Consider the following 14,183-nt stretch of genomic DNA (forward strand, 5'->3'; position numbering starts at 1 on the left):
GGTATGCCCCCGCATGTCTGGGTACGTCTGTATTGCACCCCCATACCCTCTGAGCCAAGGACCGTGATCGACGTGAAGGTCGGCATCCCCCGCGAGGTCAAGAACAACGAGTTCCGGGTGGCCATCACCCCCGCCGGCGTGCACGAGCTGGTGCGCAACGGCCACCAGGTCGTCATCGAGCGGGGCGCCGGCCTCGGCTCCTCGATCACGGACGAGGAGTACGTCTCCGCCGGTGCCGCCATCCTGGACACCGCGGACGAGGTCTGGGCCACCGCCGATCTGCTGCTGAAGGTCAAGGAGCCGATCGCGGAGGAGTACCACCGTCTGCGCAAGGACCAGACGCTCTTCACCTACCTGCACCTGGCCGCGTCCAAGGAGTGCACGGACGCGCTGCTGGAGTCCGGCACCACGGCCATCGCCTACGAGACCGTCGAGCTGCCGAGCCGCGCCCTGCCGCTGCTCGCCCCGATGTCCGAGGTCGCCGGCCGGCTGGCCCCGCAGGTCGGCGCCTACCACCTGATGCGCGCGGCCGGCGGCCGTGGCGTGCTGCCGGGCGGCGTCCCGGGCGTGACCCCGGCCAAGGCCGTCGTCATCGGCGGCGGTGTGTCCGGCTGGAACGCCACCCAGATCGCCGTCGGCATGGGCTTCGAGGTGACCCTGCTCGACCGTGACATCAACAAGCTGCGCGAGGCCGACCGGATCTTCGGTACGAAGGTCAAGGCGATCATGTCCAACTCCTTCGAGCTGGAGAAGGCCGTCCTCGACGCCGACCTCGTCATCGGCGCGGTCCTCATCCCGGGCGCCAAGGCCCCGAAGCTGGTCACCAACGAGATGGTCTCCCGGATGAAGCCGGGAAGTGTCCTTGTCGACATCGCGATCGACCAGGGCGGCTGCTTCGAGGACTCCCGCCCGACCACGCACGCCGAGCCGACCTTCCGCGTGCACAACTCGGTCTTCTACTGCGTCGCCAACATGCCGGGCGCGGTGCCGAACACCTCCACCAACGCCCTCACCAACGCCACGCTGCCGTACATCGTCTCGCTCGCCAACAACGGCTGGGCGGAGGCGCTGCGCCGGGACGCCGCGCTCGCCAAGGGTCTCAACACCCATGACGGCAAGGTCGTTTACAAGGAGGTCGCCGAGGCCCACGGCCTGGAGCACGTCGAGCTGGACTCGCTGCTCGGCTGACCCAAAAGGCGATTCGTCAACACGACTCGTCAACTGCGAGCACCCGGCCGGACCTTGCCCGACAAGGTCCGGCCGGATGTGTGTATGGTCACTTTGCGGCTCTCGGTCAACTCGCCTCGAACGTAACCCTTCGACCGATTCGCACACCGGTGAAACCTGCTGTGCGACGGCCGTACGCCCTTGACAGCGAGATGTTTCATTGCCGACACATCCTGCCGGGTCCGGCGGATTGTGTTGCTGCGGACCGCCGACACGCCATAGAGTCGCCAACCGTCGGCATGGTGCCACGCTGACCTTGTCTAGAAGTTTCCTGGTCACCAAGGAGGTAAGACGACTTGTGAATGAGTCGACATTTTCTCCCGGGGGTGGTCAACCAGGAATGCCTGCACGGGGCCAGGGCCCCGCGGGATCCGAGGCTGTCGGCTCCGTCGCTGTGCGCACCTTCGCAGCCCACCAGAGTTCCGGTCCGCACGTGGCCCGGACAGCACACCAGAGCATGGATGGCCATCACGTGAACGCCATGGCCGGCGACGGAAGTGGCGCGCCCCACAACCACTTCGCCGACTACGACGAACTGCCCGAGGGGCACTTCTACGACCCCGACGCCGAGTACGAGCCCGATCCCGAGTACGCGGCCACGCTCGCGCCCGACGCGGCCCGCCAGCGCCGTGAGCGCATCGGACCGACCGGCCGCCCGCTGCCGTACTTCCCGATCCCGGGCCCGCTGACCGACCACGGCCCCGCGAAGATCATCGCGATGTGCAACCAGAAGGGCGGCGTCGGCAAGACGACGTCGACCATCAACCTGGGTGCCGCGCTCGCGGAGTACGGCCGGCGTGTGCTGCTCGTGGACTTCGACCCGCAGGGCGCGCTGTCGGTCGGTCTCGGCGTCAACCCCATGGAGCTCGACCTCACCGTCTACAACCTGCTCATGGAGCGGGGCATGTCCGCGGACGAGGTCCTGCTGAAGACGGCGGTCCCGAACATGGACCTGCTGCCCTCCAACATCGACCTGTCGGCCGCCGAGGTCCAACTGGTCTCCGAGGTCGCGCGCGAGTCGACGCTCCAGCGGGCGCTGAAGCCCCTGCTGCCCGACTACGACTACATCGTGATCGACTGTCAGCCCTCGCTCGGCCTGCTCACCGTCAACGCCCTGACGGCCGCTCACAAGGTGATCGTGCCGCTGGAGTGCGAGTTCTTCGCCCTGCGCGGTGTGGCGCTGCTGACCGAGACCATCGAGAAGGTCCAGGAGCGCCTCAACCCCGAGCTGGAGCTCGACGGCATCCTCGCCACGATGTACGACTCGCGCACCGTGCACAGCCGTGAGGTGCTCGCGCGGGTCGTCGAGGCGTTCGACGACCACGTCTACCACACGGTCATCGGACGCACGGTCCGCTTCCCGGAGACCACGGTCGCCGGTGAGCCGATCACCACCTACGCCTCCAACTCCGTCGGTGCCGCCGCCTACCGCCAGCTCGCCAGGGAGGTGCTCGCCCGGTGTCACGCCGAGTGAGTCTGCCCGGGGCCGACGAACTGTTCCGCACGACAGGGGGGATGGCGCTGCAGCCGTCCACGCCCCGGCGCGGGACCAACGGTGAGGCCCGGGTGCCGGCTCCCGCGGGGGAGAGCGACGACATGGCCGCCGCCGAGGACGCACCGCAGTCGGTGCCCGTCCAGAGCGGTGACGGAGAGGGCGCGGAGCACGTGGCCGCGGAGGCCGAGCCGGCCGACGCCGGCGAGTCCCGCACCCGCCCGGCGCGCCGGCAGGCGGCGCAGGAAGGTTCTGCCGCCGCGCAGCCGCGCAAGCGCGGGCGGTCGGCGACCCGGCGGCCCAGCGGGCGCGAGCGGCACGACGAGAAGATCACCGTGTACGTCTCGGCCGAGGAACTGATGGACCTGGAGCACGCGCGTCTCGTGCTCCGCGGCGAGCACGGGCTCGCGGTGGACCGCGGGCGGATCGTCCGCGAGGCGGTGGCCGTGGTCCTGGCCGACCTGGAGTCCCGCGGGGACGCGAGCATCCTCGTACGCCGGCTGCGCGGGCGGTAGCGGTAGCCTGCGGGGGCTATGACCTGGAACGGAGCCCCTGCCCCCGGCGCACCTGCCGGCCGTCGGCGTGCGCTGGGGCGAGGCCCGGGCGCCGCACCGGCCGAGCCGGCCGCCGTACCCGCCGAGGCTCCCCAGCCGGTACCCGCCGAGGTTTCCGAACCGGAACCCGCCGAGGCTCCCGAGTCCGAACCGACCGAGCCCGGCGCTCCGCGGGGCGAGCCGGGGGTCGAAGCGCCCCGGGAGCCCCAGCAGCTCCAAGAGCCCCAAGAGCCCCAGCCCCAGGATCCGCAGGAGCCCTCCGACGGTGTCTTCAAGGTCCGCCTGTCGAACTTCGAGGGCCCCTTCGACCTGCTCCTGCAGCTGATCTCCCGGCACAAGCTGGACGTCACCGAGGTCGCCCTGTCGAAGGTCACCGACGAGTTCATGGCGCACATCCGGGCCATGGGACCCGACTGGGACCTGGACCAGACCACCGAGTTCCTCGTCGTCGCGGCCACCCTGCTCGACCTCAAGGCCGCCCGGCTGCTGCCCGCCGCCGAGGTGGAGGACGAGGCCGACCTGGCCCTCCTGGAGGCCCGGGACCTGCTGTTCGCGCGGCTGCTCCAGTACCGCGCCTACAAGCAGATCGCCGACATCTTCAACGAGCGGCTCGACGAGGAGGCCCGGCGCTACCCCCGCACCGTCGGCCTCGAACCCGAGCACGCCGAGCTGCTGCCCGAGGTCGTCATCAGCATCGGCCCCGAGGGCTTCGCCAGGCTCGCGGTCAAGGCGATGCAGCCCAGGCCCAAGCCGCAGGTCTACGTCGACCACATCCACGCCCCGCTGGTCAGCGTGCAGGAGCAGGCCGGGATCGTGGTCGCCCGGCTGCGGGAGCTGGGCGAGGCCAGCTTCCGGGTGCTGGTCGAGGACACCGACGACACCCTCACCGTCGTGGCCAGGTTCCTGGCGCTGCTGGAGCTGTACCGCGAGAAGGCCGTCGCCCTGGACCAGGAGACCGCCCTCGGCGATCTGCTGGTGCGCTGGACCGGCGGGGACGGGGACGGGACACCGCTGGTCACGGACGAGTTCGACCGGCCGCCGGAGGCGCCCGCGGAGGAGAAGAAGGAGAAGAGGGCATGAGCGAGACCGCCGACCTCGACCTCAAGCCCGCCCTGGAGGCGATGCTCATGGTCGTGGACGAGCCCGCGACCGAGGAGCACCTGGCGAGGATCCTGGAGCGGCCCCGGCGGCAGATCGCGGACGCCCTGCGCGAGCTGGCCGACGAGTACACCGTGCAGGGCCGGGGCTTCGAGCTGCGTTTCGTGGCCGGCGGCTGGCGCTTCTACACCCGCGCCGGCTACGCGCCGGCCGTCGAGCGGCTGGTCCTGGACGGCCAGACCGCCCGGCTCACCCAGGCGGCACTGGAGACCCTCGCGGTCGTCGCCTACCGCCAGCCGGTCAGCCGCAGCCGCGTCTCCGCCGTGCGCGGAGTGAACTGCGACGGCGTGATGCGCACCCTGCTGCAGCGCGGTCTGGTCGAGGAGGCGGGCGCGGAACCCGAAACAGGTGCGATCCTGTACAGGACGACGAACTACTTCCTGGAGCGGATGGGCCTGCGCGGCCTGGACGAGCTTCCGGAGCTCGCGCCCTTCCTCCCCGAGGCGGAGGCGATCGAGGCCGAGACCCAGGAGGGAGTCCCGTCGTTCGACCCGGACGCGCCCGACGCGCCCGGCGGTCAGGACGCAGACGACTAAGACGGAAACCTTGATGCGAAGCAGCGGCAGCGGCAAGAGCGGCGGGCGCGGTAACTACCGCGGTGCCGGCAACGACAGGGACCAGAAGCAGGGACAGGGACGGCCCCGCAAGCCCCGCCCCGAGGAGCGCCGCTACGACGTGGGCCCCGGAGCCACCAAGGACGGCCCCAAGTCCGGGCGCGGCGGTGCCGCGCGGGGCGGCGCCAAGGGCGGCCCGAGGCAGCCCCAGCAGGGCGGCCGTACGGCCCCCGCGCGCTCCCGCGAGTACGAGACGCGGGTCGAGGAGCGCAACCGCGAGCGGTACGCGGGCAAGAAGGACGTCAAGCTGCCCAAGACCTTCCCCGGCGCCGAGCAGGAGGGCGAGCGGCTGCAGAAGGTGCTCGCGCGCGCGGGCTACGGCTCCCGGCGGGCCTGCGAGGAGCTGATCGACCAGGCCAGGGTCGAGGTGAACGGCGAGATCGTCACCGAGCAGGGCAAGCGCGTCGACCCGGAGAAGGACGAGGTCAAGGTCGACGGCCTGACGGTCGCGACCCAGTCGTACCAGTTCTTCTCGCTGAACAAGCCCGCGGGCGTGGTGTCCACCATGGAGGACCCGGAGGGCCGGCAGTGCCTCGGTGACTACGTCACCAACCGCGAGACCCGGCTCTTCCACGTCGGGCGGCTGGACACCGAGACCGAGGGTGTCATCCTGCTCACCAACCACGGCGAGCTGGCGCACCGGCTGACCCACCCCAAGTACGGCGTGAAGAAGACGTACCTCGCGGCCATCGTGGGCCCGATCCCGCGCGACCTCGGCAAGCGCCTGAAGGACGGCATCCAGCTGGAGGACGGCTACGCGCGCGCGGACCACTTCCGGGTGGTCGAGCAGACCGGCAAGAACTACCTGGTCGAGGTGACCCTGCACGAGGGCCGCAAGCACATCGTCCGCCGCATGCTGGCGGAGGCGGGCTTCCCGGTGGAGAAGCTGGTGCGCACCGCCTTCGGCCCGATCACCCTCGGCGACCAGAAGTCCGGCTGGCTGCGCCGGCTGTCGAACACCGAGGTCGGCATGCTGATGAAGGAAGTCGATCTCTAAAAAGGCCCTTGCGGTGATCGCCATCCCCCTTTATGGTCACAGTGACGATAAAGGGGGATGGCGCATATGCCCAAGCAGCCGGCGACCGGAGCACTCCTCGGCCTCGCCCTCGGGGACGCCCTGGGCTTCCCGACCGAGTTCAACGACGTGCCCTCGATCCTCGCCAAGTGCGGACCCTGGCGGCAGATGGAGCTGCCCGGGAAGGCCTTCGTGACCGATGACACCCAGATGACCCTCGCCCTCGGGCGGGCCCTGCGCACGGCCATGGAGCGCGGGCCCCTCACCCCGGAGCGGCTGGAGCCGCCCCTGCGCGAGGAGTTCGTGGACTGGTACCGCTCGCCGGAGAACAACCGCGCCCCGGGCAACACCTGCCTGACCGCCTGCGGCCTGCTGGCCGACGAGGGCCGGGCCTGGCAGGACGCCAGCCGGATCGGCTCCAAGGGCTGCGGCGCCAACATGCGGGTCGCACCCGTCGGCCTCGCCCCGGGACTGAGCGACGAACAGCGCTCCGGCGCCGCCCAGTTGCAGGCCGCGCTCACCCACGGCCACCCCACCGCGCTGGCCGCCTCCGACCTGACCGCCCACGCCGTCCACCTGCTCGCCCGGGGCACCGACCCGGCCGGGCTCGTCGGACAGCTGCGCTCGTACGCCCTGGACCACCGCACCCGCTACGACCACACCTGGCTCGGCGACCTGTGGACCCGCTCCCAGGACCCCGGCCCCGAGCACTTCATCGCGCGCGGCTGGGACGAGTGCCTGGAGATCCTCGGCCGCCTCCAGGAGGCCGTGCGGACCGTCTCCCCGGAGAACGACCCGTGCCTGGCCACCGGCGAGGGCTGGATCGCCGAGGAGGCCCTCGCCACCGGGCTGCTGTGCTTCCTGCTCTTCCCCGACGAGCCGGTGACCGCGCTGCGCCGGGCCGCCTGCACCGCCGGCGACTCCGACTCCATCGCCTGCCTCACGGGCGCCTTCGCGGGCGCCTGGCTGGGCCCGGACGTCTGGCCCGCCGACTGGGCCGGGCGGATCGAGTACCGAGGCGACCTGTTGGCCCTCGGGACGCTCTGGGACGCTTAGGTCCATGATCGACGACCTCGACATCGACCTGACCCCGGTGGTCGCGGAACAGCCCAACCCGCTGCTGTTCGCCACCGTCTCCGGAGCCCACCTGTACGGCTTCCCCTCGCAGGACTCCGACGTGGACCTGCGGGGCGTCCATCTGCTCCCCGCCGCCGAGCTCGTCGGACTGCACGAGCCGGAGGAGACCCGCTCGCGGGCCTGGGTCCGCTACGGCGTCGAGCTGGACCTCGTCACCCACGACCTGCGCAAGTTCGTCCGGCTGATGCTCCGCCGCAACGGCTACGTGCTGGAGCAGTTGCTCTCGCCCCTGGTCGTGCACACCTCCGAGGCGCACCGGGAGCTGGCCGCCCTGGCCCCCGGTGTCCTCACCAGCCACCACGCCCACCACTACCGCGGGTTCGCGGTGACCCAGTGGCGGCTGTTCGAGAAGACCGGCGAACTCAAGCCGCTGCTCTACACCTTCCGCGTGCTGCTCACCGGCATCCACCTCATGCGCAGCGGCGAGGTCCAGGCCCACCTGCCCACGCTCCTGGAGCGGATCGGCGGGCCCGGCTACCTGCCCGAGCTGATAGCCGCCAAGCGGGAGAGGGAGCACGGCAGGGCCGACATCGACCACGCGCGCGCCGAGGCCGACGTGGAGCGGCTGCACGCCGTGCTGGACGAGGCGCAGGCGGGTTCAGCCCTGCCCGAAGCGTCCGGCGCCCACGACGCCCTGCACGACCTGGTGGTCCGGCTCCGCCTGGCCGGCTGAGGCGCCGGCCGAGGCCCGGCGCACCCGGTACAGGAAGCCGGCCACGCGTGCCTGGTCCGGCTCCGGCGGCAGCGGGCTGCCCCGCAGGGCCTCCTCGCACTCGGCCGCCAGCCGGCCCATCCAGGCCTCGACCCGCGCCCACGGCACCTCGCCGCGCTTCACCGCCAGCAGGGGCCCGCGCCACTCGCCGACGTCGATCCGCAGCTCGCCGGTGCGCAGCAGGTCCCGGGCGCTCATCAGCAGGCGCAGCAGGTGCATCGCGTGCTTCCAGCGCGGGGCGCCCGTAGTGCGGATGTCGGCGTCCAGCTTCTTGCGCTGGCCGAGGGCGTACCGGGTGAAGGTGTCGTAGGTCCGCCGGGACAGGAAGGCGTCGCGCAGGGACAGCAGCTCGCGGCCGGTGTCGTCCAGGTGCTCCACCAGCGGGGAGTGCAGGCACTCCAGGATGTTCGGGTTGCCGCGCAGCGCCAGCTCGCAGAACCGTTCCAGTTCCCAGGAGAACTGCTCCTCGCCCGGCCCGTCCACGTGCGTCGGCGGCTTGTCGAACCGCCAGAACAGCGCGGTCGGCGCGAGGAACACCCCGCGCCGGTCGGTGTCGCTGGCGTCCGTCGCCAGGCCGAAGGCGCGGGAGCCCATGACGCAGGCGTAGATCGTGTGGTCGCGTACCAGGTCCTGCGGCTGCATCCCTGGAGCGTACGCGGCCCCCTCAGGTCAGGCGGATCGAATTTCCCTCCACCGTGATCGAGCGGGCGGGCAGCGGCCTGTTCGCCGGACCCTGGGCCACCGAGCCGTCGCCGATCCGGAACCTGCTGCCGTGGCAGGGGCAGTCGATGGTGCCGTCCGTCACCGCGTTCACCGCGCAGCCCTGGTGCGTACAGATCGCCGAGAAGGCCTTGAAATCGCCCTTCTTCGGCTGGGTGACCACCACCTTCTCCTTCTTGAACACCTTGCCGCCGCCCTCCGGGATGTCGCTCGTCCGCGCCAGCGCCTTCCCGTCGCTGCGCGCCGCCTCCTCTCCGGCCGGGGACACCGATGCCGATGCCGGCGCCGACGAGGCCGACGCCGTGGTGCCGCCTCCGTCCTCGCCGCCGCATCCCACGCATCCCAGGGCGAGCGCACCGGCGCCCGTGGCGAGAACTGTCCGCCGTGTCGCTGGCTGGGGCATGTCAGACCTCCGTAACAGACGTGCATATCGGTGGATACCGGAACGTTCGCATCGTCTCAGCGGGCGACCGGCGCACGCTGGCCCCGCGCGGGCTGACTAGGCTGGACGGACCAAGAACCAGACACGCGAGTCAGCGAGGAGCAGCGCCGTGGCGGTACGAGCGGTCCGGGGGGCCGTCCAACTGGAGCGGGACGAGGCCGGCCACATGGAGGAGCGGGTCGGGGCCCTGCTCACCGCCGTCCTGGAGCGCAACGGGCTGACCGCCGACGACCTGATCAGCATCTGGTTCACGGCCACCCCCGACCTGCACAGCGACTTCCCGGCCGCCGCCGCCCGCAAGCTCGGCATCCTCGACGTCCCCCTGATCTGCGCCCAGGAGCTGGACATCGAGGGCGCCATGCCCCGGGTCGTACGGATCCTCGCGCACATCGAGTCGGACACGCCGCGCACCGACATCCACCACGTCTACCTCGGCGCCGCGGCCGCCCTGCGCAAGGACATCGCCCAGTGAGAACCGCACTCGTCATCGGAACCGGCCTGATCGGCACCTCCGCCGCCCTGGCCCTCGTCCAGCGCGGGGTCACCGTCCACCTCGCCGACCACGACCCCGAGCAGGCCCGCACCGCCGCCGCGCTGGGTGCCGGCACCGACGAGGCCCCCGACGGCCCGGTCGACCTGGCGGTTGTGGCCGCCCCGCCCGCGCACGTGGCCCGGGTGGTCGCCGACGCCATGCGCCGGGGCGTGGCCCGCGGCTACCTGGACGTCGCCAGCGTCAAGGGCGGCCCCCGCCGCGAGCTGGAGGCGCTCGGCCTGGACCTCACCGCGTACATCGGCAGCCACCCCATGTCCGGCCGGGAGAAGTCCGGGCCGCTGGCCGCCACCGGCGACCTCTTCGAGGGGCGCCCCTGGGTGCTCACCCCGACCCGGGACACCGACACCGAGGTGCTGAACCTCGCCCTCGAACTGGTCTCGCACTGCCGGGCCGTCCCGGTCGTCATGGACGCCGACGCCCACGACCGCGCCGTCGCCCTCGTCTCCCACATGCCCCACCTGGTGTCCAGCATGGTCGCCGCACGCCTGGAGCACGCCGAGGAGGCGGCCGTACGGCTGTGCGGGCAGGGCATCCGGGACGTGACCCGGATCGCCGCCTCCGACCCGCGCATGTGGATCGACATCCTGTCCGCGAACCCGGGGCCGGTCGCCGACCTGCTCTCCGACGTCGCCGCCGACCTGGACGAGACGGTCCGGGCGCTGCGCGCCCTGCAGTCCTCCGACGAGGAGAAGCGCAGCGAGGGCACCGCCGGCATCGAGGACGTGCTGCGCCGCGGGAACGCGGGCCAGGTGCGGGTACCCGGCAAGCACGGCAGCGCCCCGCGCGCGTACGAGACCGTCGTCGTCCTCATCGACGACCAGCCCGGCCAGCTCGCCCGGATCTTCGCGGACGCGGGCCGGGCCGGGGTCAACATCGAGGACGTCCGGATCGAGCACGCCACGGGGCAGCAGGCCGGCCTGGTCCAGCTGAGCGTGGAGCCGAAGGCGGCGGGGCCGCTGACCGCCGCGCTGCGGGAGCGCGGCTGGGCGCTGCGGCAGTAGCGGGGCCGCACGCGTCCGGACGAGTGACCCGCACCCAGTAACCTTGTGCGGGGCGCTCTCGCTCCCCGCCTCCCGACCGCACCGCACCAGGAAGGTGTCCCCCCGTGGAAAACGGCGCCGCCCCGACCGCCAAGCCCGTGATCGTCGCGATCGACGGTCCCTCCGGCACGGGCAAGTCGAGCACGTCGAAGGCCGTGGCCGCGCAGCTCGGCCTCAGCTACCTGGACACCGGTGCCCAGTACCGGGCGATCACCTGGTGGATGGTGACCAACGGCATCGACCTGGAGGACCCGACCGCCATCGCCGCCGTCGCCGGCAAGCCGGAGATCGTCTCCGGCACCGACCCGGCCGCCCCGACCATCTCGGTCGACGGCGTCGACGTCGCCGGTCCGATCCGCACCCAGGAGGTCACCTCCAAGGTCAGCGCGGTCAGCGCGGTGCCCGAGGTGCGCGCCCGGATCACCGAGCTGCAGCGGTCGCTGGCCGCCGCCGCGGAGCGGGGCATCGTGGTCGAGGGCCGGGACATCGGTACGACCGTCCTCCCGGACGCCGACCTGAAGATCTTCCTCACCGCTTCCCCGGAGGCCCGTGCGGCCCGCCGCAGCGGCGAGCTGAAGGGCGCCGACCTCCACGCCACCCGCGAGGCCCTGATCAAGCGGGACGCGGCCGACTCCAGCCGCAAGACCTCGCCGCTCGCCAAGGCCGACGACGCGGTCGAGGTGGACACCACCGAGCTGACTCTCGCCCAGGTCATCGAGTGCGTCGTCACCCTGGTCGAGGAGAAGCGAGCCGGGAAGTGACCGAGCCGTCCGTGCCCTCGGAGCGCGGTGCCGAGGTCGGGCGGCGCATCGGCGTCGGCCTGATGTACGGCCTGTGGAAGCCGCGCGTGCTCGGCGCCTGGAAGGTGCCGGCCACCGGCCCGGTGATCCTCGCCGTGAACCACTCCCACAACATCGACGGACCGATGGTGATGGGGGTGGCGCCCCGGCCCACCCACTTCCTGATCAAGAAGGAAGCCTTCGTCGGCCCGCTGGACGCCTTTCTGACCGGCATCGGCCAGCTGAAGGTGGACCGCACGGCCGCCGACCGCACCGCGATCGGCCGGGCCCTCGGCGTGCTGGAAGCCGGGGGAGTACTGGGCATCTTCCCGGAGGGCACCCGGGGCGAGGGCGACTTCGCCTCGCTGCGCGCCGGGCTCGCCTACTTCGCGGTGCGCAGCGGGGCACCGATCGTGCCCGTGGCCGTCCTGGGAAGCTCCGAGCGGCCCGGACGGTTGACCAAGGCGCTGCCCCCGCTGCGCTCCCGGATCGACGTCGTCTTCGGCGACCCGTTCGAGGCGGGCGACGGTTCCGGGCGGCGGACGCGCAAGGCGCTGGACGAGGCGACCGAGCGCATCCGCAAGCAGCTCACCAGCCACCTGGAAAACGCCAGGCGCCTGACCGGGCGCGAGAGCGACACTTGAGTAGTGGATCAGCCCATGCGGGGCTTTTCCACCGATCACCACGAATGAACGACGAGGTACGGACTTCATGAACGACGACATCCAGCCCGGCGACTCGGCTGAGCACGAGTACGACCACGGGGCTCTCGGCGACGCCGAGTACGCGGAGTTCATGGAGCTCGCCGCGGAAGAGGGCTTCGACATCGAGGACGTCGAGGGCGCCATCGAGGCGGCGGGCCACGGTCCGCTGCCCGTGCTCGCCGTCGTCGGCCGCCCCAATGTCGGCAAGTCGACCCTGGTGAACCGGATGATCGGCCGCCGTGAGGCGGTCGTGGAGGACCGTCCGGGCGTCACCCGCGACCGCGTCACCTACGAGGCCGAGTGGGCCGGCCGCCGCTTCAAGGTCGTCGACACCGGCGGCTGGGAGCAGGACGTCCTCGGCATCGACGCCTCCGTGGCCGCGCAGGCCGAGTACGCGATCGAGGCGGCCGACGCGGTCGTCTTCGTCGTCGACGCCAAGGTCGGCGCCACCGACACCGACGAGGCGGTCGTCCGGCTGCTGCGCAAGGCCGGCAAGCCGGTCGTGCTCTGCGCCAACAAGGTCGACGGCCCGAGCGGCGAGGCCGACGCGGCCTACCTGTGGAACCTCGGCCTCGGCGAGCCCCACCCGGTCTCGGCCCTGCACGGCCGCGGCACCGGCGACATGCTCGACGCCGTCCTGGAGGTCCTGCCGGACGCCCCCGAGCAGTCCTTCGGCACCGCGATCGGCGGCCCCCGCCGCATCGCCCTGATCGGCCGCCCGAACGTCGGCAAGTCCTCGCTGCTGAACAAGGTGGCCGGCGAGGAGCGCGTCGTCGTCAACGAGCTGGCGGGCACCACCCGCGACCCGGTCGACGAGATGATCGAACTCGGCGGCAAGACGTGGAAGTTCGTGGACACCGCGGGCATCCGCAAGCGCGTCCACCTCCAGCAGGGCGCCGACTACTACGCCTCCCTGCGCACGGCCGCCGCCGTGGAGAAGGCCGAGGTCGCCGTCGTCCTGATCGACGCCTCCGAGAACATCTCCGTGCAGGACCAGCGGATCGTCACCATGGCGGTCGAGGCGGGCCGCGCGCTGGTCCTCGCCTTCAACAAGTGGGACACCCTCGACGAGGAGCGCCGCTACTACCTGGAGCGGGAGATCGAGACCGAGCTGGGCCAGGTCGCCTGGGCACCCCGGGTCAACGTCTCGGCGCGCACCGGCCGGCACATGGAGAAGCTGGTCCCGGCGATCGAGACCGCGCTGGCCGGCTGGGAGACCCGCGTCCCCACGGGCCGCCTGAACGCCTTCCTCGGCGAGCTGGTCTCGGCCCACCCGCACCCCGTCCGGGGCGGCAAGCAGCCGCGCATCCTGTTCGGCACCCAGGCCGGCACCAAGCCCCCGCGGTTCGTGCTCTTCGCCTCCGGCTTCATCGAGGCGGGCTACCGGCGGTTCATCGAGCGCCGGCTGCGCGAGGAGTTCGGCTTCGAGGGCACCCCGATCCACATCTCGGTGCGGGTGCGCGAGAAGCGCGGCGCGAAGAAGAAGTAACGGCGGTACGCCGTGAAGGGCGGCCCCCGGTGTCCGGGGGCCGCCCTTCACGTCCGGGTGCCTGTCACGCGCCCCGGCGCTGTCCGGGCGGCAGGGCCGCGGCCGGGACGTACTGCATGCCGGTCTCGTGCTGCCGGCCGAGCGTGCCGACCCGCTGCCACTGCGACTGCTGCCGGGCGCTGTAGGCCCCCGCGCTGTAGGCGCTGTACGAGCTGCTGAACGACCCCGGCCGGTGGCCGCCGTACGTGCCCGAGGCGTCCGTGAGGTCCCCGAAGGCGCTGAACCTCAGCTCCTCCTCGCCGCTGCGGTCGCCCGGCAGCGTGCGGAAGGTCTTGACCCACTCCGCGTAGAGCGAGTCGTAGATCGGCGTGGCCGACGGTCCACCGGCGGGCTCGTGCGCCGCCCGGGCGGACGGCACGGACGAGAAGGACCGGCGGGGAGGAGTGTCGTATGCGTGCACGTATGTCCAAACGACGGGAACGTCAAAGGGATGCGGTCCGGCAACCCCTGAGGGTCACGAACCGCAGCCGCCGCCCGGGGTGCGCCT

The 14,183-nt window shown here is 71.9% G+C and carries 16 protein-coding genes; 13 read left to right on the forward strand and 3 right to left on the reverse strand.

The window, feature by feature from the left end; all coding sequences use genetic code 11:
- Positions 1-72: 72 nt before the first annotated feature.
- From ald to ABZ923_RS23570, 8 genes are all read left to right on the forward strand, one after another.
- Positions 73-1,188 (forward strand): alanine dehydrogenase, encoded by a 1,116-nt coding sequence (ald, locus tag ABZ923_RS23535; RefSeq protein ID WP_361475094.1) that lies wholly within the window; start codon positions 73-75, stop codon positions 1,186-1,188.
- Positions 1,189-1,567: 379 nt separating this feature from the next.
- Positions 1,568-2,701 (forward strand): ParA family protein, encoded by a 1,134-nt coding sequence (locus tag ABZ923_RS23540; protein ID WP_078894615.1) that lies wholly within the window; start codon positions 1,568-1,570, stop codon positions 2,699-2,701.
- Entirely contained in the window at positions 2,686-3,234 is a 549-nt protein-coding gene (locus tag ABZ923_RS23545; RefSeq protein WP_361475030.1) for a hypothetical protein, read from the forward strand. Before ABZ923_RS23540 ends, ABZ923_RS23545 begins: the two co-directional genes overlap by 16 nt.
- Before the next feature lie 18 nt (positions 3,235-3,252).
- Complete coding sequence (locus ABZ923_RS23550; RefSeq protein ID WP_361475032.1) at positions 3,253-4,353, forward strand: segregation/condensation protein A; 1,101 nt, start codon at positions 3,253-3,255, stop codon at positions 4,351-4,353.
- On the forward strand, positions 4,350-4,967 hold the full coding sequence (gene scpB / locus ABZ923_RS23555) for an SMC-Scp complex subunit ScpB (RefSeq protein ID WP_030347371.1): 618 nt from the start codon (positions 4,350-4,352) through the stop codon (positions 4,965-4,967). The genes ABZ923_RS23550 and scpB overlap by 4 nt, the downstream gene beginning before the upstream one ends.
- Before the next feature lie 13 nt (positions 4,968-4,980).
- Positions 4,981-6,042: a pseudouridine synthase gene (locus ABZ923_RS23560; RefSeq protein WP_361475034.1), complete on the forward strand. Its 1,062-nt coding sequence runs from the start codon at positions 4,981-4,983 to the stop codon at positions 6,040-6,042.
- 66 nt (positions 6,043-6,108) lie between these two features.
- The gene (locus ABZ923_RS23565) at positions 6,109-7,116 is read left to right on the forward strand and encodes an ADP-ribosylglycohydrolase family protein (RefSeq protein ID WP_361475036.1); all 1,008 of its coding nucleotides are present in this window, start codon (positions 6,109-6,111) and stop codon (positions 7,114-7,116) included.
- A 4-nt stretch (positions 7,117-7,120) separates the two neighbouring features.
- Positions 7,121-7,870: a nucleotidyltransferase domain-containing protein gene (locus tag ABZ923_RS23570; protein WP_361475038.1), complete on the forward strand. Its 750-nt coding sequence runs from the start codon at positions 7,121-7,123 to the stop codon at positions 7,868-7,870.
- Here the strand turns inward: ABZ923_RS23570 and ABZ923_RS23575 are convergent.
- Both ABZ923_RS23575 and ABZ923_RS23580 read right to left on the reverse strand, forming a co-directional pair.
- Complete coding sequence (locus ABZ923_RS23575; protein WP_361475040.1) at positions 7,796-8,551, reverse strand: nucleotidyltransferase domain-containing protein; 756 nt, start codon at positions 8,549-8,551, stop codon at positions 7,796-7,798. The two genes, ABZ923_RS23570 and ABZ923_RS23575, sit on opposite strands and share 75 nt — an antisense overlap.
- Positions 8,552-8,573: 22 nt before the next feature.
- Positions 8,574-9,032: a Rieske (2Fe-2S) protein gene (locus tag ABZ923_RS23580; RefSeq protein WP_361475042.1), complete on the reverse strand. Its 459-nt coding sequence runs from the start codon at positions 9,030-9,032 to the stop codon at positions 8,574-8,576.
- Positions 9,033-9,180: 148 nt separating this feature from the next.
- On the opposite strand from ABZ923_RS23580, the gene aroH reads away from it, so the two are divergent.
- The 5 genes from aroH (at position 9,181) to der (ending at position 13,636) form a co-directional block, all read left to right on the forward strand.
- A complete protein-coding gene (gene aroH, locus ABZ923_RS23585; protein ID WP_361475044.1) occupies positions 9,181-9,543 on the forward strand; it encodes a chorismate mutase in 363 nt (120 codons plus the stop codon).
- Positions 9,540-10,625 carry a prephenate dehydrogenase gene (locus tag ABZ923_RS23590; protein WP_361475046.1) on the forward strand — a complete coding sequence of 362 codons (1,086 nt, stop codon included), beginning with the start codon at positions 9,540-9,542 and terminating at the stop codon, positions 10,623-10,625. The genes aroH and ABZ923_RS23590 overlap by 4 nt, the downstream gene beginning before the upstream one ends.
- A gap of 104 nt (positions 10,626-10,729) precedes the next feature.
- Positions 10,730-11,425 carry a (d)CMP kinase gene (gene cmk / locus ABZ923_RS23595; protein ID WP_361475048.1) on the forward strand — a complete coding sequence of 232 codons (696 nt, stop codon included), beginning with the start codon at positions 10,730-10,732 and terminating at the stop codon, positions 11,423-11,425.
- Complete coding sequence (locus tag ABZ923_RS23600; RefSeq protein WP_361475050.1) at positions 11,422-12,087, forward strand: lysophospholipid acyltransferase family protein; 666 nt, start codon at positions 11,422-11,424, stop codon at positions 12,085-12,087. The genes cmk and ABZ923_RS23600 overlap by 4 nt, the downstream gene beginning before the upstream one ends.
- Positions 12,088-12,154: 67 nt before the next feature.
- Positions 12,155-13,636: a ribosome biogenesis GTPase Der gene (der, locus tag ABZ923_RS23605; protein WP_361475052.1), complete on the forward strand. Its 1,482-nt coding sequence runs from the start codon at positions 12,155-12,157 to the stop codon at positions 13,634-13,636.
- A gap of 64 nt (positions 13,637-13,700) precedes the next feature.
- On the opposite strand, the gene ABZ923_RS23610 is transcribed toward der, so the two are convergent.
- Positions 13,701-14,096 (reverse strand): hypothetical protein, encoded by a 396-nt coding sequence (locus ABZ923_RS23610; RefSeq protein WP_361475054.1) that lies wholly within the window; start codon positions 14,094-14,096, stop codon positions 13,701-13,703.
- Positions 14,097-14,183: the final 87 nt, after the last annotated feature.

Source organism: Streptomyces sp. NPDC046881 (assembly GCF_040645015.1).
In the GTDB taxonomy this organism is placed as follows: Bacteria; Actinomycetota; Actinomycetes; order Streptomycetales; family Streptomycetaceae; genus Streptomyces.

Coding starts and splice junctions, on each gene's coding strand:
- ABZ923_RS23540 (WP_078894615.1), top strand. CDS start 1,568: ATGCCTGCACGGGGCCAGGGCCCCGCGGGATCCGAGGCTGTCGGCTCC.
- ABZ923_RS23550 (WP_361475032.1), top strand. CDS start 3,253: ATGACCTGGAACGGAGCCCCTGCCCCCGGCGCACCTGCCGGCCGTCGG.
- scpB (WP_030347371.1), top strand. CDS start 4,350: ATGAGCGAGACCGCCGACCTCGACCTCAAGCCCGCCCTGGAGGCGATG.
- ABZ923_RS23560 (WP_361475034.1), top strand. CDS start 4,981: ATGCGAAGCAGCGGCAGCGGCAAGAGCGGCGGGCGCGGTAACTACCGC.
- ABZ923_RS23565 (WP_361475036.1), top strand. CDS start 6,109: ATGCCCAAGCAGCCGGCGACCGGAGCACTCCTCGGCCTCGCCCTCGGG.
- ABZ923_RS23570 (WP_361475038.1), top strand. CDS start 7,121: ATGATCGACGACCTCGACATCGACCTGACCCCGGTGGTCGCGGAACAG.
- ABZ923_RS23575 (WP_361475040.1), bottom strand. CDS start 8,551: ATGCAGCCGCAGGACCTGGTACGCGACCACACGATCTACGCCTGCGTC.
- ABZ923_RS23580 (WP_361475042.1), bottom strand. CDS start 9,032: ATGCCCCAGCCAGCGACACGGCGGACAGTTCTCGCCACGGGCGCCGGT.
- der (WP_361475052.1), top strand. CDS start 12,155: ATGAACGACGACATCCAGCCCGGCGACTCGGCTGAGCACGAGTACGAC.